The organism is Paraburkholderia hiiakae, from assembly GCF_904848665.1.
In the GTDB taxonomy this organism is placed as follows: Bacteria; Pseudomonadota; Gammaproteobacteria; order Burkholderiales; family Burkholderiaceae; genus Paraburkholderia; species Paraburkholderia hiiakae.
Window position 1 is genome coordinate 164,882 of sequence record NZ_CAJHCQ010000006.1, and the last position, 16,474, is coordinate 181,355.

At 62.7% G+C, this 16,474-nt stretch carries 17 protein-coding genes; 7 read left to right on the forward strand and 10 right to left on the reverse strand.

The genetic code is table 11. The annotated features are described in order from the left end of the window. Positions 1 to 77: 77 nt before the first annotated feature. Positions 78 to 1,211 (reverse strand): branched-chain amino acid ABC transporter substrate-binding protein, encoded by a 1,134-nt coding sequence (locus JMY28_RS13840; protein WP_201696500.1) that lies wholly within the window; start codon positions 1,209 to 1,211, stop codon positions 78 to 80. A gap of 754 nt (positions 1,212 to 1,965) precedes the next feature. On the opposite strand from JMY28_RS13840, the gene JMY28_RS13845 reads away from it, so the two are divergent. Next, complete coding sequence (locus tag JMY28_RS13845) at positions 1,966 to 3,162, forward strand: NnrS family protein (protein WP_236596854.1); 1,197 nt, start codon at positions 1,966 to 1,968, stop codon at positions 3,160 to 3,162. 96 nt (positions 3,163 to 3,258) lie between these two features. Then, positions 3,259 to 3,783, forward strand: coding sequence for a GlcG/HbpS family heme-binding protein (locus tag JMY28_RS13850; RefSeq protein WP_201696502.1), 525 nt, complete (start codon positions 3,259 to 3,261; stop codon positions 3,781 to 3,783). A gap of 27 nt (positions 3,784 to 3,810) precedes the next feature. Here JMY28_RS13850 and JMY28_RS13855 read toward each other — a convergent pair whose 3' ends face one another. Then, positions 3,811 to 4,461: a FadR/GntR family transcriptional regulator gene (locus tag JMY28_RS13855; protein ID WP_201696503.1), complete on the reverse strand. Its 651-nt coding sequence runs from the start codon at positions 4,459 to 4,461 to the stop codon at positions 3,811 to 3,813. A 226-nt stretch (positions 4,462 to 4,687) separates the two neighbouring features. Between JMY28_RS13855 and JMY28_RS13860 the strand changes: the two genes are divergently transcribed. Genes JMY28_RS13860 through JMY28_RS13875 form a run of 4 tightly spaced genes read left to right on the forward strand, consistent with a single transcriptional unit; the run spans position 4,688 to position 9,810 of the window. Beyond that, positions 4,688 to 6,472, forward strand: coding sequence for a gamma-glutamyltransferase family protein (locus JMY28_RS13860; RefSeq protein WP_201696504.1), 1,785 nt, complete (start codon positions 4,688 to 4,690; stop codon positions 6,470 to 6,472). Between the two features lie 33 nt (positions 6,473 to 6,505). Further along, the gene (locus tag JMY28_RS13865; RefSeq protein ID WP_201696505.1) at positions 6,506 to 7,918 is read left to right on the forward strand and encodes an MFS transporter; all 1,413 of its coding nucleotides are present in this window, start codon (positions 6,506 to 6,508) and stop codon (positions 7,916 to 7,918) included. A 30-nt stretch (positions 7,919 to 7,948) separates the two neighbouring features. Continuing rightward, positions 7,949 to 8,500 carry a GAF domain-containing protein gene (locus tag JMY28_RS13870; RefSeq protein WP_201696674.1) on the forward strand — a complete coding sequence of 184 codons (552 nt, stop codon included), beginning with the start codon at positions 7,949 to 7,951 and terminating at the stop codon, positions 8,498 to 8,500. A 17-nt stretch (positions 8,501 to 8,517) separates the two neighbouring features. Beyond that, positions 8,518 to 9,810 (forward strand): MFS transporter, encoded by a 1,293-nt coding sequence (locus tag JMY28_RS13875; RefSeq protein ID WP_201696506.1) that lies wholly within the window; start codon positions 8,518 to 8,520, stop codon positions 9,808 to 9,810. A gap of 24 nt (positions 9,811 to 9,834) precedes the next feature. Here the strand turns inward: JMY28_RS13875 and JMY28_RS13880 are convergent, their stop codons facing one another. From JMY28_RS13880 to JMY28_RS13895, 4 genes are all read right to left on the reverse strand, one after another. Then, positions 9,835 to 10,140, reverse strand: coding sequence for an NIPSNAP family protein (locus JMY28_RS13880; protein WP_201696507.1), 306 nt, complete (start codon positions 10,138 to 10,140; stop codon positions 9,835 to 9,837). Between the two features lie 61 nt (positions 10,141 to 10,201). After that, positions 10,202 to 10,711, reverse strand: a complete 510-nt coding sequence (locus JMY28_RS13885; protein ID WP_201696508.1) for a DUF1697 domain-containing protein — start codon at positions 10,709 to 10,711, stop codon at positions 10,202 to 10,204. A gap of 23 nt (positions 10,712 to 10,734) precedes the next feature. After that, a complete protein-coding gene (locus tag JMY28_RS13890; RefSeq protein ID WP_201696509.1) occupies positions 10,735 to 11,472 on the reverse strand; it encodes a Pr6Pr family membrane protein in 738 nt (245 codons plus the stop codon). A 61-nt stretch (positions 11,473 to 11,533) separates the two neighbouring features. Further along, positions 11,534 to 12,166: a TetR/AcrR family transcriptional regulator gene (locus tag JMY28_RS13895; RefSeq protein WP_201696510.1), complete on the reverse strand. Its 633-nt coding sequence runs from the start codon at positions 12,164 to 12,166 to the stop codon at positions 11,534 to 11,536. A 384-nt stretch (positions 12,167 to 12,550) separates the two neighbouring features. Here JMY28_RS13895 and JMY28_RS39535 point away from each other — a divergent pair, with 384 nt between their 5' ends. Then, on the forward strand, positions 12,551 to 12,715 hold the full coding sequence (locus JMY28_RS39535; RefSeq protein ID WP_407945502.1) for a hypothetical protein: 165 nt from the start codon (positions 12,551 to 12,553) through the stop codon (positions 12,713 to 12,715). Positions 12,716 to 12,862: 147 nt separating this feature from the next. Here JMY28_RS39535 and JMY28_RS13905 read toward each other — a convergent pair whose 3' ends face one another. From JMY28_RS13905 to JMY28_RS13920, 4 genes are all read right to left on the reverse strand, one after another. Beyond that, positions 12,863 to 13,387 (reverse strand): hypothetical protein, encoded by a 525-nt coding sequence (locus JMY28_RS13905; RefSeq protein ID WP_201696511.1) that lies wholly within the window; start codon positions 13,385 to 13,387, stop codon positions 12,863 to 12,865. Positions 13,388 to 13,592: 205 nt separating this feature from the next. Further along, positions 13,593 to 13,985, reverse strand: a complete 393-nt coding sequence (locus JMY28_RS13910; protein WP_201696512.1) for an SRPBCC family protein — start codon at positions 13,983 to 13,985, stop codon at positions 13,593 to 13,595. Positions 13,986 to 14,098: 113 nt separating this feature from the next. Beyond that, positions 14,099 to 15,199, reverse strand: a complete 1,101-nt coding sequence (locus tag JMY28_RS13915; protein ID WP_201696513.1) for a DMT family transporter — start codon at positions 15,197 to 15,199, stop codon at positions 14,099 to 14,101. Positions 15,200 to 15,336: 137 nt separating this feature from the next. Next, the gene (locus JMY28_RS13920) at positions 15,337 to 16,179 is read right to left on the reverse strand and encodes a MipA/OmpV family protein (RefSeq protein WP_201696514.1); all 843 of its coding nucleotides are present in this window, start codon (positions 16,177 to 16,179) and stop codon (positions 15,337 to 15,339) included. Between the last annotated feature and the right edge of the window lie 295 nt (positions 16,180 to 16,474).

Below are 16,474 nucleotides of genomic sequence, written 5' to 3' on the forward strand. Positions count from 1 at the left end.
CACTGGAGGCAATCCGCACTGGTGGCCGGCACCAACCAGTGCGGATTCAGCGGGTCCTTCATGGACCCGCGAAGACATCAATTGCCGGCGATCGTGTCGACCGGCTTGAAATCGCCATGCTGGACCTTGTAGATGGTCACGGGCGCGTCCTTGAGGTCGCCGGTCGAATCATACGAAATCGTCGCAGCCGATACGCCCTTGATCGAGAGCTTGTCGAGATACGGGCCGTAGACCTTCGGATCGGTGGAGTTCGCGTCCTTCATCGCGGTGAGAAGCGCCATCGTGCCGTCGTACGAGTACGGTGAGTACGTAATGGGGTCTTCGCCAAAGCGCGCCTTGTAACGCGTAGCGTAGCTGGCGAAGCCGGGCATTTTCTCCTTCGGCAGTCCGCCCATGTACACGATCGCGCCTTCGGCCGCGCTGCCGCCGATCTTCAGGAAGGTGGGGGAGCGCGACATTTCGCCGGTCACGAACGCCGCCTTGATGCCAAGCTGGCGCATCTTGCGGATCATCGGCGACGATTGCGCGTCGCCGCCGCCATAGAACACCGCATCCGGGTTGATACCCTTCAGATTTGTCAGGATTGCAGAGAAGTCCAGTGCCTTGTCGTTCGTGTAGTCGCGTTTCACCACGGTGCCGCCGGCTGCCTCGACTGCCTTCGCGAACTCGTCGGCGATGCCCTGACCGTAGGCAGTGCGGTCATCGATGATCGCAATGCGCTTGTAGTGCAGCGTTTTCACCACATAGGAGCCGACAATGCGGCCAGCTTGCGCGTCGCTCGTCAACAGACGAAACGTCGTCTTGTAGCCGCGCGCCGTATACACCGGCGAGGTCGCCATCGAAATCTGCGGCAGGCCGGCGCGGTTGTATAGATCGGATGCGGGGATGCTGGTGCCCGAGTTGAAGTGGCCGATGACGCCGCTTACGCCATCGTCGATCAGGCGTTGCGCCACCACCGTTCCCGTGTGCGGGTCAGCCTGGTCGTCCTGCGAGTCGAGTTCGAACGATATGGGCTTGCCACCGATGGTGGGATGCGTGGCGTTGAAATCGTTGATGGCCAGTTGCACGCCTTTTTGCATGTCAGTGCCATAGTTCGACTGTGCGCCCGTGAGCGGCGCGGCAAAGCCAATCTTGACGACATCGGCGTGTGCGGCGGCGCATGAAAATGCCCAGGCGACTACAAGTGCGGAGTGCGTTACCTTCAATTTCACTTTTCACTTCCCCTCAGGTGCAAGTTGGGCAATGCCGGACATTGCGTGCTTCAGTGCCGGCGAGTGCGATCTTGAGTTGTTGCGAACGCGCCTGTGAGCTTCGTGTTTGCGCGCGCGAAGCGTGGCGAGATCGGCGATTGCAGTCTAGGTAGCGAAAATAGGCGCGTCTTGGTCGATTGGGGTCCGACTCGTGACGATTTCTGCATAGTGGCCGGCAGGGAGCGCCGACCAGGGTGCGCACGGGTAGCGCCGTCGCGCAAGCCGTGCGTAGCGGTGGATGGTGCGATCAGCACAATGCGAGCACAGCACGCTCGCTCGCGCCAATGGCCATCAAGGCGCGATCGTATCGCGCAGAATCCGGTCGCGCGACTGTTTGAGCAGGCGTGCCACGGCAGCCGGTGCCGCGTCGGCTTCGCGCGCCACGATATGGCGAGATGAAACTCGAGATTCGTGTCGGCGGCCGCGCGATTGTCGGAGGCACCACCGATCGATATTCAATTGATTTGGCATCCTAATTTAATGAGAGCCGGTGCTTTTTAAACTCTCGGATGAGTGATTCCCGTTTGGCTACGGAATGACTCAACAAGGTAGACCTTTGCTAACGTATAAACACGCATGTACGCGCGGCGTGTTGCTCCGGGAGAGCCCAGCCTTCGGAACTGCGGCATTACATCGCGTTTTCAGTTTTTCGGCGGCATTTCTCAGTCAGTCCATATAAGATTCATTGAAAATGAATGTATTGGCGAGGGCGATCATGAGCGTCTTTCGAATCGAAGAGCCCACCCCCGCGGCTCGCAGTGGTTTCGCGCTGTGGGCGCTCGGATTCCGGCCGTTCTATCTTGGCGGTGCGCTATTTGGCGGCGCGGCGCTGCTGGCTTGGATGGCCGCGTATGCCGGCCATCCGTTGCCGGGTCTCAGTTCGTACCTGCCAGGCATGTTCTGGCACGCGCACGAGATGATTTTCGGTTTCGGCGCAGCGATCGTGGCTGGTTTTTTGCTGACCGCCGTGCGCGCGTGGACGTCAGTCACGCCTGCTCAGGGCAAGTCGCTGGCGGCGCTATGGTTGCTGTGGCTCGCGGGGCGTGTCACCGTTGCCTACGCAACGCCTGGCGTCGCCGCCGTGGTGGATAGCCTCTTTCTCCCCGCGTGCGCGTTCGTGTTGCTGCGCGTGCTCATCGGCGCAAAGAACAGCCACAACATCTTTTTGCCGGTCGCGCTCGGCATGCTCGCCGCGCTGAACGTAGCGTTCCATCTTTCGATGCTGGCCGGTCGCGCGGATTGGGCGCTGCGCAGCGCCTACCTCGCCGTGGGCATGCTGGTGCTGTTCATCACGATCATCGGTGGGCGCATCATTGCGTCGTTCACGGCTAACGCCGTGCCCGGGTACACGGCCCGGCGCTGGAATGTGGTCGAGCGCGCGGTGCTGCCGCTCAGCGCGCTGGCGTTCGTGCTCGACGCGGCGCTCGGCTCCGGCGTGCTCGTTGCGCTAGCCGCGCTTGCGGCGGCGTGTGCACACGGCGTGCGGATCTGGGGTTGGCGTTCGTGGCGGGTCGGCAACCGGCCGATCCTGGCCATCCTGCACATCGCCTATGCGTGGATACCCATCGGCTTCGTGATGCTTGCGCTCGCCGCATTGGGCTTAGTCGCGCATACGCTCGCCATTCACGCATTCACGGTGGGCGCTATCGCCTGCGCGATCGTGGCGATGATCACGCGCACGGCGCGCGGACATACGGGCCGCAAGCTGGTGGCGGGCAGGTTCGATATCGCCTGCTATGTGTTGCTCGTGATCGCAGCGTTGCTTCGCGTGGTGGGACCCTGGCTCGCGCCGCAGTGGCTCACGTTCTGGATCGAGGCTTCAGGTGCGTGCTGGGTCGTTGCGTTCGCGACATATTGCTACCGCTACGCCGGCTGGCTCATCGCGCCGCGTGCCGATGGTAAGGAGGGCTGATGCATCGGCCTTGCACACAGCGTATTGCGCGAGTATGTTGGCTGGCGAGGGCTGAACGCGCGTAACGCCTTGGGCCCGCCGATGAAGGAGGGTGCCATGCATCACTCTGTTCAGATCGCAGGCGCAGCCTGTCTTGTCTTTGTAACCTCCGTGCAGGCTCAAACGTCAGCTTCCATGCCGCCGGCGGCTGCCGTGCCCGAGCGCATGCCTTACGATATTCCTTACGGTTCGCCTATCGGGCTCGATGCAGCGAAGCATCTGCTTGCGCTCGCTGAAGCCGAGGCGCGCAAGCACGACTGGAAGATGAACATTGCCGTGGTCGACCCGCATGGCGATCTCGTCGCTTTCGAGCGCATGGATGGCGCGCAATACGCCTCCGTCGAGGTTTCGCAGAACAAGGCGCGCACCTCCGCGCGCTTTCGCCGTGAGACGCGTGTTTTCTATAACCAGTTCGAGAGCGGTCATGCCTACGTTGCTACGCTCGAGCCGGGGCTCGTGGCTTCGCCCGGTGGCTTTCCGTTAGTCGAGGACGGCAAGGTGATCGGTGCGATCGGCTGCAGCGGTGGAACAGGTGATCAGGACGCCGTAACGTGCAAGGCCGCGGCTTCCACAGTGAAGTGAGCGCGCGAACCGTTGGCATTTGCGCAGTCAATGTGGCTGGCCGTATCCCTGCACTTTCAGCAGATGCTCGCGCATGCAGCGCGCGGCGGTTTCGCCGTCGCGGGCGAGAATCGCATCGACGATGGACTGGTGCTGCTGCGCGAAATGATGGCGCGTGGCCTGGTCCGTGGTCTTTTCACGCTGGGTCGGCTGGACCCGCATGCCGTTGATCACTTCCATAAGGGCAATGATCGCGGGATTGCGCGAGGCCTGTGCGATCAGCAGGTGAAAGCGCTGATCCCATAGCTGCCACTCCTCATCGCTTTTCGCCGTCGCGTTTCTTTTTGCGCACTTCTCCAGTTCGTTCAGATCCTCGGGTGTGGCCTTCGCCGCGGCAAGACCGGCTAACGCCGGTTCGAACATGAGGCGCATCTCCGCGATGTCGGCCGGGCTCGTACGCGAGCGCAGGCTGTGCAGCGTGGGCGCGAACTTCAGCGGCCGCGCCCCCAGGTAGGTGCCGCGCCCCACGCCGCGCCAGATTCGGCCCGACGCCTCCAGGGAGGCCAGCGCCGCGCGCAGTTCCCGGCGGCTCACGCCCAGGTCCTCGGCGAGCTTGCGCTCGGGTGGCAACGCGTCGCCGTCCTTCAGCCGGTGTTGAGCAATGTAGGCAAGCAGGCTGTCGAGCGCGGACCTTTCCATGGTGGAATATGAACCAATATGAATTGGTTTGATTCTAGCAGGCGGGCAGCTGCGCGCAAACCGCGAGGTCTCAGGGATTGACGCCAACCCGGGTTTCTCGGTGGAATTTCAGGGTTAACACCGGGTGCGGCCAAAAATCTTCCTTCGTAAGCTGATTGTGAAAGGTTTTGGAACCAATTTTTAATGGTTCGACCGCAAATCGAACCTTTCACACAGGGAGTCGAAGATGTCGTTCACAACGCGTCCCGAGCTGATCGGGACCTTCGGGATGGTGGCGTCCACGCATTGGCTCGCCAGTGCGTCGGCGATGGCGGTGCTCGAGAAGGGCGGTAACGCTTTCGACGCGGCCGCTGCAGCGGGCTTCGTGCTGCAGATCGTCGAGCCACATCTCAACGGTCCCGGCGGCGAGCTGCCGGTCGTGTTCTTCAGCGCGCGAGAAGACCGCGTGCGCGTGTTGTGCGGCCAGGGTGTGACACCCGCGACCATGACGATCGAGCGCATGCGCGCGCTCGGGCTCGAAGTCGTGCCGGGTACCGGTCTGCTGCCCGCCGTCGTGCCGGGCGCGTTCGGCGCATGGATGACCATGCTGCGCGACTACGGGCAACTGCCGCTGGAAGACGTGCTGAGCTACGCGATCGGCTATGCGGAGAACGGCTATCCGGTGCTGCCGCGCATGTGCGCGTCGATTCTCGCGATCAAGGACTTTTTTCTCAGCGAATGGACGACCTCCGCTGAGCAATGGCTGCGCAACGGCGACGCCCCCGCACCGAACGCGCTGTTCGCGAATCCCGCCATTGCGGCCACGTACCGTCGCATCCTGCGCGAGGCCAGCGCGAAAAGTGACCGCGCCGAGCAGTGCGAACTCGCGCGTTCAGCGTTCTACCGCGGCTTCGTGGCCGACGCGATCGACCAGTATTTCCGCTCGACCGACGTGCTCGACACCTCGGGCCGCCGTAATCGCGGCCTGCTCAACGCAGACGACCTCGCGCGCTGGGAGCCCACTTACGAGGAAGCGCTCTCGTACGACTACGCGGGCCTGCGCGTGCACAAGACAGGACCGTGGGGCCAGGGGCCGATGTTCCTGCAGCAGCTCGCGCTGCTCAAGGGCTTCGATCTGGATGCGATGGACCCGTTCGGTCCGGATTTCGTGCACACGGTCATCGAAACGTCGAAGCTCGCATTTGCCGACCGCGACGTGTTTTACGGCGATCCGCGCTTTGCGGACGTTCCGATGCAGACGCTACTGAGCGACGCCTACAACGACGAGCGCCGCCGTCTTGTCGATCCCCATAAGGCCTCGTTCGAATTCCGTCCTGGCCCGTTGCTCGACAGCGAAGCACGCGCGGCGCGCATTCTTGCGAACGCGGGGCGGCAGCAGCCCGGTGGGTTCGGCCAGGGCGAGCCGACTTTCGCGCCGCTGCCCGAATTGCGCGGCGACACCGTGCATCTCGACGTGGTCGATCGCTGGGGCAACATGGTGTCGGCCACGCCATCGGGCGGGTGGCTGCAGGCGTCGCCCGCGGTGCCCGGCCTTGGCTTCAACGTCACCACGCGCGCGCAGATGTTCTGGATGGAAGAGGGCCTGCCTTCGTCGCTCGGGCCGGGCCGGCGCCCACGCACGACGCTGTCGCCCACGCTCGTCACGCGCGAGGGCAAGCCGTATGCCGCGTTCGGCACGCCGGGCGGCGATCAGCAGGATCAGTGGTCGATGCAGCTGTTTTTGCGTCACGTGCATGCGGGCATGAACCTGCAGGCCGCCGTGGACGCGCCTTCGTTCCAGACCGCGCATTTCCCGGGCTCGTTCTATCCGCGCTCGATGCAGCTCGGCAAGATGTCGGCCGAGGCGCGTTTTCCCGAAGCCACGCTCGCCGGGTTGCGCTCGCGCGGCCACGACCTAACGGTGGCCGAGCCGTGGGGGCTCGGGCGCGTATGCGCGGTGGGCATCCGCAATGGCCTCATGCGCGGCGCGGCCACGCCGCGTCAGATGCAGGCTTATGCGATCGGCCGCTGAACACGCGCCACGCTCAACCGGAACCGACCCACCATGTCCAATGTCGCTGCCCGACTCGAAAGACTGCCGCTCGCGGGCTTCCATCGCAGACTGCTGCTGATCGGCGGGCTCGGCTATATGTTCGACGGGCTGGACTCGTCGTCGCTTGCCTTTCTGCTGCCGGTCGTGAGCAAGCTCTGGCATTTGACGAGCGCGCAAACGGGACTTGTCGCCAGCAGCACGTATATCGGCTACTTCTTCGGTGCGTTCCTTTCCGGCGTGCTGGCCGACGTGATTGGCCGCCGCCGCATCATGATGAGCGCGCTGGCGATCTATTGCGCGGCATCCATGGCAAGCGCAACCGCCCACGACTGGCACACGTTTTTCTCGCTGCGCATGCTCGCGGGTTTCGGCTCGGGCGCGGAAACGGTCGTGATCGCACCGTTCCTTGCGGAATTCGTGCCGCGTCGCTATCGCGGCATGTTCTGTGGCGCGCTCGTCGGCTTCATGTCGTTCGGATATCTAAGTTCGTCGATTCTCGGCTACACCGTCGTGCGGAATTTCCCGGACGGCTGGCGCTATCTCGCCGTGCTGACCTCGCTGCCGGTGGTGATGCTGCTCTGGTGGCGCAGAACGCTGCCCGAGTCGCCGCGCTGGCTCGAAAGCCGTGGACGCTCCGCCGAGGCCGACAGCATCGTGCGGGCCATCGAGTCGCGCTACGAGCAAGAGGGGATTGCGCTGGCGCCGCCTGGCTCGACAGGCGCGATTCCCGCCGCGGCGCAGGGCGGCGGCAGTGCGTTGCAGAACGTGCTGACGCTGTTCTCGCGCCGGCTCGTGGGCACGACGGCGGTGAGCTGGCTGATGTGGTTCTCCGTCGCCTTCGCGTACTACTCGTTCTTCTCGTGGATTCCGAGCCTGCTCGTCAAGGAAGGATTGACGCTCACGAAGAGCTTCGGCTATTCGATTGCCATCTACGGTGCGCAGATTCCCGGCTATTTCTCTGCGGCATGGCTCAATGAGCGTATCGGCCGCAAAGGCGTCGTGGCCTCTTACATGACGCTCGGCGGTCTCGCCGCGATTGCGCTGGCTTTCTCGCATACGGGCGTGCAGATCACCGTGGCGGGCGTGTGCCTCTCGTTCTTCATGAATGGCGCTTTTGCAGGTGTCTATGCCTATACGCCAGAAGTTTTCCCTACGGCCGTGCGTACGACCGGCACTGGCTCTTCGTCGTCGTTCGGCCGTATCGGCTCGGTGAGCGCGCCCATTCTGGTCGGGCTCGTATATCCGGCATTCGGCTTTTTCGGCGTGTTCGCCATGACGACCGCCGTGCTGCTGGCGGGCGCTTGTGTCGTGTTCTTCCTCGGCATCGAAACCCGCAATCGCTCGCTCGAAGACATTGAAGCGAGTGGCATGCCGGCGGCCTTCGATGCGCACAAGCCGCTTGCCCGCGACGGGCTGCGAGGCTGAGCGCGCGCCATGCTTACTCTCAAACGTCCCATGCAAACGCCCCTTTCCCTCGTGAATGAACCCTATGCGCTGCAGCGCGAAATCGCCGATCTTGCGCGTCTTTCGCGAGTGATCCGCCAGCCCGGGCAACCGGATGCGATTTTCCGCGAGGTGTGTGCCGTCGCCGCCGAAGCCATCGGCTTTCGGCTATTCACGATCATGGCCTATGACGCCGGGAACCAGGAGGTGGAGCGCGTGTTTACGAACATGCCGGACGTCTACCCAGCGGGCGGACGCAAGAAGAAAAGCGGCACGCCGTGGGCGCAACGCATTCTTTCGGACCTCGAACCGTTTCGCGCCACGACGCCGCAAGGCCTGCGCGACGCCTTCGATGATCACGCGGTGATGACGGCGATGGGGCTCGGCTCGATTCTCAACATACCGGTTGCCTACAACGGCCGTTGTGTCGGGACGATGAACCTCACGCATGTGGAAGGCTGGTACACGTCGCAACATGAAGATAAGGGCCTGCTGCTCGGCGCGTTTCTCGCGCCCGCGCTTGTCGCGCACGGCATGTCTTTTGCAACTCATTCAAGCCCCTGATTGCAGGACCTTTGTTGATGACAATAACGAAATCCGCAGGAAGCGCCAACCGCTGGCTGCTCGTCTTCGCGCTCGGCTACCTCGCGCTGCTGGTGGACGGCGCCGACGTCATGATGTACGGCCTCACGCTCACGCGCATCAAGAACGAATTTGGGTTGACCAACGTCGAGGCGGGCGCGCTCGGTAGCCTGACGCTCCTTGGCATGGCGATTGGCGGCATTCTTGGCGGCTGGGCGAGTGACTCGTTCGGGCGTGTGCGCGTCGTGGTTTGGGCGATGATGCTGTTCTCGGTGGGCGCGGGCCTGCTCGGTCTCACGCATAGCTTCCTCGAATTCGCGGTCGTGCGCTTCATCAGCTCGATGGGTATTGGCTGCATGGTGCTGGTGAGCACGCTCGTGGCCGAATACGTACCCATGGCGCGGCGCTCTCTGATACTTGGCGTACTGCAAACGGCGATTTCGGCAGGCTATATCACCGTGATTGCGCTCAGCACCTGGATCCTGCCGCACCATGGCTGGCGCATGTTGTTTTATGTGGCGGCGGCTCCCGTGGTGCTCGCGGTGGCGATTCACTTCTTCGTGCCCGAGCCGCCGAGCTGGCGCATGAGCGAGGCCGCAGCTCGCCCGAGCGGCCGCCGCTGGCACGACAACCGCTACGCATTGATTTTCGCGGACCGCCAGGCGCGCAGGATGTTCATCTTCTGGTCGCTCGCTTCCGTGTTTGCGCTTTCCGGGTTCTACGGCCTGAACAACTGGTTGCCCACGTATCTGGAGAGCGAATTGCACATCAAATTCGGCTCGATGACGGGGTACATGACCGCGACGTGGGTCGTTGCGTTCATCGGCAAGATTGTGGCGGGCTGGCTGGGCGACCGCTGGAGCCGACGTGGGGTGTATGTGCTGGGCTGTATCGGCGCGGCCGTCTTTCTGCCCGTCATCGTGCTTTTCCACACTCGCGAAAACATTGCGTGGCTGATGCTCGTGTTCGGCTTTCTGTATGGCGTCCCGTTGGGCACGATTGGCACGTTCATGTCGGAGAGCTTCGAAACGCGCGTTCGCGGCACGGCTGTTGGCGGCTCGTATAACGTGGGGCGCTTTTGTTCGGGCGCGGCGCCTGTCGTGATCGGCTATATCGCCACGCAGTTTTCGATCGGCATGGGCTTTCTTATGGTCGGCGCGGTGTTTTTCCTGAGCGGCGTGATGGCGCTGTTCATTCCGGATCGCCTGCACGATACGAGCGCGGGCGATCCGGTGCTGGCGAATCCGCAAACGCAGCAGGGTGCTTTGGCCACGGCGACGGGCAGGGGGTGACGCGTAGCGCTTGTGCGATGCCGGCTACGACAACACTGGCCTGAAAAAACTCCGCTCGTAACTCACGATACAACGCGTATCTGCGGCATAGCGAAATGCGGCCTGGCACTCGGCGTCTTTCATCGAATCGGCGCGGTACGTTTCATAGGCCGCGAGACCTGGAAACGAAAAGAGCGCGAGCGCGATATTGTTGGCGCCTTCGGAAGGCAGGAAATAGCCGTGATGCTTGCCGCCGAACTTTTCGACGAGCGGAATCCACATTTTGGCGTACGTTTCGAATTCTTCGAGCTGGTAGGGATCGATGACGTAACGCAGGTAGCAGGTAATCATGGGCTTTTCTTTGGGTTGTTGAGGAGCGATGTTGCAGCGTGCAGCGCGATTCAAGTGGCGGTCACGCTTGCGCCATCTCCAGAAGCTTTGCCACGGTATTCATGTTGCGCGACGTTCCAGCCTTCGCCGCAGCGATTTTGAGCTTCGAGCGCCCGATACCGTCCTTGTAAAACACATAGATCTCGCGGGCACCCAGGCGGAATTCTTCCGCGTCCTGGCCGCTCACATTGTCGAGTGCGTCCGCGGGCGGCGGCGTGTCGAGAAAGATGGCGACAGTGCGATCAGGCGCGGCAGCGGGAAAAGGATTGCCTTGCTGTACCGCAGCCAATTCGGTGGCGGTACGCACCACTACGCCAAGGGGCTTGCCGGCATAAGCCTCCAGGCTCTGCTCGAGCTTCTTTTTCACCGATGCTTCGGCCAGCCGGCTCTCGAATACCACGTTGCCGCTCGCAATATACGTGCGCACGTGCGTGAAGCCGAGCGCTTCGCACATGTCGCGAAGTTCGGGCATGGGGAGCTTGCCGGTTCCGCCGACATTCACGGCGCGTAGAAGGGCGATATAGACAGGCATGGGTTTGATCGAAAAACGGCGAGTTAGTCAGGGCGCCGCAAGTCCGATGCGCCGGGCCGGTTGCCTTCCACGACGGCGGAGCGCCTTCTCGCGTTGATCGTCACGAAGACCGCCATCAGCACCATGAAGGCCGCGAGCAGCAAGGCGCTGTTGACGAGCACGTGCGCATAGCCGAGCTGCCCGACGTCGATGAACGGATAGGGATAGAAGTCCGTCTCGCTGCCGCGCCAGAGGGTGAAGGCGAGATAGCCCAACGGATAGACGAGCCAGGCGAGGCGATCGCGAGCACGAAGGGGGAAGCGCGGCACGAACAGCAGCCAATACGCCGCGCACAGCAGTGGAATCAGGCTATGCAGGCTCTCGTTGAGCAGCGCGCGATAGCCGTGTGGTGTCCAGAGATGACGAAGCAATAAATTGTAAGCAATACCAACGAAGACGATGTACACCGTTACCGCGCTCACTGTGCCCGGCGCACTGAAGAAGCGTGACGGCCACGTGCGCAGGCGCAACGCAATGCAGGTATAGGTAAGCGCGACGAGCAACACCGTGAGATTGGTCAGGTAGGCCGAAAGCCGGCCGATGGCCTCGAACGTCTCGAAGCCGCGCGGCACCATGCGCTGAATCGTAATGTCGGTTTGCGCGGCGAGCGCGCCCCACGCGAAGAGCGCGATCGCACCCGCGAATGCGGTGGCGTAGGGGCTTTGAGGCTGCGCCGTGGCGGTCAGCGGCACGGTAGCTGCGGGTAGGGGTTGTTCGGGCATGCAGCGATGGTAGCGCACAAAGATCATGCGCGCCTGACGTCGTATTTCCTTCGTCGGCAGGCTATTTGCCGCCAGCGCGCTGCGAAGCCGAAACGAGATACAGGCGCACGAGATCGCGAAGTTCGGCCATCAGCACGGCGCGCGCCGAGGGTTCTTCGTTGGCGATGCTGGTGACGCCCTTGAGCATGTGGATCAGCACGATCGCCATGACTTTTGCCCTGGCCGGCTTGAGATCCGCGATCGCGCGGCTCAGGATGCCGGCCACGCCGCTGCGCATCGCTTCGCGAAAGCGCTTGCGATGGTCGTCGCTGCCACTGCGGGCGTCGACGAGTGCAACGGCAAAGCTGCGTTGCGACTGCAACAGCAGCACGAAATCGACGAGCGCATCGGCTACGGCCTCGAGTGTTATCTCCGGAACCTGTTGCTCGAGTTCGGCGAGTCCGTTCTTTGCCTGCTGTGCGTAGCGCAGCAACAGCGCCTCGGCCAGCGCCTCCTTGGTCGGGAAGAAGCGGTACAGCGAGCCGGTCGCAGTCGACGAGCGCGCCGCGATTTCGGTCATGGTGGCGGCGTCGTAACCCTTCTCGGTGAAAACGGCGACAGCGGCGTCCATGATCGCGGCCACACGCTGGCGGCCCCTTTCGCGTTTGGGTTCGTTGGGGCGCGCGGGTTGCGCCACGGGCGTGGAGGGCGTCATGACGATATCCTGGAATGCGAGGATTTGATGATAATTCCTCGCATATTAGCATGCGGGAGTCTTGCTGATGGAGAGCCGTCAAGAAGCGCAGGCGCACGCCCGCCGATCCGGGGTGGATTGACTTATGCGAGGCGATTCTCTACTATTATTTGCGAGGATATCCTCGCATTTCGTCGCGACGACCGCCCCGATGCTGCCCCTTCCTGTTTGTACGTTCGAGGTTACGACATGCCGTACGTGTGGTTCTTTTTCGCTGGTGCGTTCGTTTGCAACGCGATCCCGCATCTGGCTTCCGGCCTGCAGGGGCTGCCTTTTCCCACGCCCTTCGCACGTCCGCGAGGGCGGGGCGACTCTTCGCCCGTCGTGAACGTGGTTTGGGGCTTCGTGAATATCGTGATCGCGTTGGCGCTTGGCATGCACCCGCTTCAGCAGCCTGCAACGCGCGAAGACCTCTTGGCGGTGGTGGCGGGAGCGCTCGTCATGGGGCTTTTTCTTGCGTTTCATTTCGGGGCAGTTCAGAGGGAAAAGCACGCCGAAGCAAAATCGTGAAAAAAACAGTTGCACAGCTTAGGGGAAAACCCTATACTTAAACCGTCTCCTCCATGTCTCCTCCTGATATGGATTCAGCCCGCTCTCTCAAGCGGGCTTTTTCTTTTCTGGCGCCAGTTTGAACAGGCCGCCAGCCATCCTCGCCAGTTATTCCTTGACGAACACAAGGTCGCATTTGCGCGCCGTTGTGCGCGAGCCGCTGCCTGAAGTCGCGTCGAACTGTGCGCTGACCTCGTACGAATAGGGCGCTTTGGTGTTGGCGTGCCCGATCGCGTGGGGCGATGATGGGCTCAGACCTTGGGCGACGAGCGTGGCCGACCCGTCGGGTTCGAGCTTGCCGTCCAGCGTGAGCCAGCCACCCGCATCTCTTTCGCCATGCTCACCGTGCAGGACGTTTTCCTGGATTTCGGCTGGAAATTGATATCGGTAGCCGGATGTACCGGCGGCACCCTTTGGGCACGTGAGCGTCACGGTCCAATTGCCGTCGAAGGTGCCTGCGGCGCGTGACGCCGGTGTTCCCGCAAGGCCTGCGCAAACGGCGATGCATTGCACGGCCAACGTTAATTTACCTGCCCCCATTGCGGCTCCCATTGTCGAGTCATCTGGCACTATTCTGACCGCAAATGGCGTGCCGGTATGGGCGCCGACGCACAGTCCGTTTTGCCGCCGCATAGCGCCCGGATCGCTCTCCCAGTCGCTTGGCGAAGCGTCATTTGTGCAACTAACTGCCCCGCCCGGCCACCGCGCTCGAATTTGGCACGCGCGTCCGCTAAAGAGCCCACCCATTGGCATGAATGACATCCGTCTTCAGGGCGCGCGGCGCAAAACCCCAAGCGCCGCGTGACATGGCCGCGACGACGAAGCGCGGCGGCCGCGCTTATCGCCGGGCGAGATTGCGTTTGAGTGCCGCGCAACCCGCATCCGTGAGCGGCTCGACCATCTGGATCCGCTCGTCGGGCTTGAAGTCGCTGATCCAGACTAAGCGGCAACGTTGGGGCGAATCCTGCATCACCTGGAGCGTCGCGTGATGATGCTCGAATCGTCCGCCGCTCACGGTGTAGGCGAGGCGCATGTGCGCATCGTCGACGCCGATCACGCGTTCCTCGATCACGGTCCCGTCGGCGAACGTGACCCATCGAAGGTCGTTTTCCATGCGCGCCTCGGTCAGCACGCCGGCGAATACGTGCGCGACGTTAGCGGGATCGCGCAGCGCGGCCCATACGTCTTGCGCCGCGGCTTCAACGGGGATGTCCCGGTACACGGTAGCCATTGCGTTTGCCTCCTTCGTTTTGTATGACGAGTGCATCGTGCGCGCGCAAAGCGCGGCGGTCCTGGGAAATCTTGACGTCGTTTGCGAAGGAAGCGGCTGCTACTGTCTCGCCGTCAATGCGCGTGCCGATGGTGCACATCGGGGTAGTGCGCGTGGCTATGCGTGATCGGTGCGTGGCGGTGCGCATGCGTGTGCGGCTCAGAGCCGTCCCACGCGAAATCGTGCTCATGCTGATGGTGTTCGTCGTGCCGGTGAGCGTGGGTGTGTTCGAGCGGCTCGTGCGTGTGCGTGTGGTCATGCCGCTCGCGCACGTGCAGCCACACGCCAAACGCCATCAGCGCGAGCGCGAGCCAGAAAGCGAGCGCCGGGCGCTCCGGCCACAACAGCAATGAAAGCGCTACGCCGAAGAGCGGTGCCACGGAGAAGTAGGCGCCGGTGCGCGCCGTGCCGAGATGGCGCAGCGAGACGACGAAGAGCACGAGGCTTACGCCATAGCCTGCGAACCCCACGGCCATGGCGCCGCCGGCAGCCTGCCAGGCGGGCCAGTGTGCGCCCGCGGCGAGCGCAATGCCGATATTCACCGGCCCGGCCACGAGCCCCTTGGTGCAGGCCACGACCATCGCGTCATTGGTCGAGACCTTGCGGGTGAGGTTGTTGTCGATGGCCCAGCACAGGCACGCGAGCGCAACGAGCAGCGCGCCGGGCGCGATGCCCGACGCAACGCCGGACACCGCGCCGGCATGCGTGCCGGGCCAGGAGAGCAGCACACCGCCCGCCACGATCGCCAGCATGCCTAGCGCGATCTGCGCATCGAAGTTTTCGCGAAAACAGACCCATGCGATGAGCGCCGTCAGCACGCCTTCCAGGTTCAGCAGCAGAGCGCTCGTGGCGGCGGGTGTGGTGTTCAGGCCCAGCATGAGCAGGGCGGGAGCTGCCACGCCGCCTGCGGCGATCGCGCCGGCGAGCCATGGCAACTCGGCCAGACGCAACGGGTCGTGTGCGGGCTCATGCGCGGCGGGTGAATCGCCGCGGTGCGTTGAAAGTCGGCGTAACAGCAGTACGAACGCGAGCCCCGAACCGCTGCCGAGATAGAAGAGCCCCGCGAGCATGAATGGCGACACGCTGCCGAGTAGCGCCTTGGCGAGCGGCGTGGTGATGCCGAACAGAGCGGCCGCGAGTAACGTCGTAAAGATGGTATGCCGATGGGACTTCATCGCAGGCTCGAAACGGGAAAGACAAAGAAAAGAGCGTAGAAGAAGTGCGATGGGCGCGCAAGCGGGCTGCGCTTCAAATGCGATGAGAACACGCGATCCAGTTTGGATGGCCGCGAACGGACCATTCGATCAGCGGATTAAAACGCATAATTTGCGATGATGCCGTAGGTCATCTGCGTCTTTTTCTCCACAACCGGGCTGTTGCCTACGGCGCCCGGCAACCTCGATGCGACGACTCGCGCGCCAAGATTCCAGTGCTTGTTCAGCACGTAACTGGTACCCGCGGTCACACGCGCTGCCGCGATGCCCGAGCCCGGCGTATAGGCGGGCAGGCCAGCCCGGACACTGTCCTCGGCATTGACGCCAAAAAACGTTTGATTGTATTGAGCGCTACCCCAGGTTACGCCTGGCCCGGCTGTCAACGTCAACCCGGTGATTGGACTGTATTTGCCCAGCAGGTCCAACGAAGCCGTCGTTCCTTCATGCTTGCCCGCAACGTCTTGAGAGACAGCGCCGACGACCGATAGCCAATCGAGGTTGTAGCTCGCAAATAGCGTCGCGTGCGCCGTACGATCGATATCAGGCAAACCGCGGAGATGATCGTCATCGGACGCTTCCCGTGGCTTCACGAGGTCGTAAGAGAGCGCAACACCTAACCGGAAATGGCTGTCTCGGTAGAGATATGCGCCGAGTCCGAAAGGCACGTTGGCGTCTGCGACAGATCCAAAGAAAAAACGACCATAGCCAACGCCCACGATCGGTGCGGGCTGAAAGCGGGTTGCGCTTGCGCCTTGATATTTGGGCGTTGCGAACACGCCGAGACCAAGGGAGTACCGCCAACCGTCGTCGGGTACCTCCGTAGCCGTCGACGATACCGCGGCGGGCGTTGTGCTGGTCTGCGCGAAGACGGGGCAAGTGCAAAAGATTGCCGTCAAAGCGACCAAACGTCCCATGCAAATGGGGCGCTTCGTGAAGAGCATGTGATTCTCCTAAGGCTGCGCTGAATAGCAGGACGTCAAGCGTGCATATTCGGAAGCGCCCTTCGTATGACGTTTCTCCGTCTGAAGAGCCGTGGTCATTGCCGGCGAATCACGCTCGTGTTTCGGGGGAGAGAGATCGACTTCAATGTAAGAAGGGGCGAATTTTGCGCTGGTGAACGTCCAATCGAGGACCCTCAGGTTACGCAGGAGAATCGACGGTATGATGTGCCGTTTGTTTCGGCGCGGAAACAATGTGTCCGCGCTGTAATATTCGCGATGGGCGGCTGCAATCAAG

Excerpts from the sequence above, each read along its gene's own strand:
- JMY28_RS13845 (WP_236596854.1), top strand. The coding sequence starts at position 1,966 with ATGAGCGTCTTTCGAATCGAAGAGCCCACCCCCGCGGCTCGCAGTGGT.
- JMY28_RS13850 (WP_201696502.1), top strand. The coding sequence starts at position 3,259 with ATGCATCACTCTGTTCAGATCGCAGGCGCAGCCTGTCTTGTCTTTGTA.
- JMY28_RS13855 (WP_201696503.1), bottom strand. The coding sequence starts at position 4,461 with ATGGAAAGGTCCGCGCTCGACAGCCTGCTTGCCTACATTGCTCAACAC.
- JMY28_RS13860 (WP_201696504.1), top strand. The coding sequence starts at position 4,688 with ATGTCGTTCACAACGCGTCCCGAGCTGATCGGGACCTTCGGGATGGTG.
- JMY28_RS13865 (WP_201696505.1), top strand. The coding sequence starts at position 6,506 with ATGTCCAATGTCGCTGCCCGACTCGAAAGACTGCCGCTCGCGGGCTTC.
- JMY28_RS13870 (WP_201696674.1), top strand. The coding sequence starts at position 7,949 with ATGCAAACGCCCCTTTCCCTCGTGAATGAACCCTATGCGCTGCAGCGC.
- JMY28_RS13875 (WP_201696506.1), top strand. The coding sequence starts at position 8,518 with ATGACAATAACGAAATCCGCAGGAAGCGCCAACCGCTGGCTGCTCGTC.
- JMY28_RS13880 (WP_201696507.1), bottom strand. The coding sequence starts at position 10,140 with ATGATTACCTGCTACCTGCGTTACGTCATCGATCCCTACCAGCTCGAA.
- JMY28_RS13885 (WP_201696508.1), bottom strand. The coding sequence starts at position 10,711 with ATGCCTGTCTATATCGCCCTTCTACGCGCCGTGAATGTCGGCGGAACC.
- JMY28_RS13890 (WP_201696509.1), bottom strand. The coding sequence starts at position 11,472 with ATGCCCGAACAACCCCTACCCGCAGCTACCGTGCCGCTGACCGCCACG.
- JMY28_RS13895 (WP_201696510.1), bottom strand. The coding sequence starts at position 12,166 with ATGACGCCCTCCACGCCCGTGGCGCAACCCGCGCGCCCCAACGAACCC.
- JMY28_RS13905 (WP_201696511.1), bottom strand. The coding sequence starts at position 13,387 with ATGCGGCGGCAAAACGGACTGTGCGTCGGCGCCCATACCGGCACGCCA.
- JMY28_RS13910 (WP_201696512.1), bottom strand. The coding sequence starts at position 13,985 with ATGGCTACCGTGTACCGGGACATCCCCGTTGAAGCCGCGGCGCAAGAC.
- JMY28_RS13915 (WP_201696513.1), bottom strand. The coding sequence starts at position 15,199 with ATGAAGTCCCATCGGCATACCATCTTTACGACGTTACTCGCGGCCGCT.
- JMY28_RS13920 (WP_201696514.1), bottom strand. The coding sequence starts at position 16,179 with ATGCTCTTCACGAAGCGCCCCATTTGCATGGGACGTTTGGTCGCTTTG.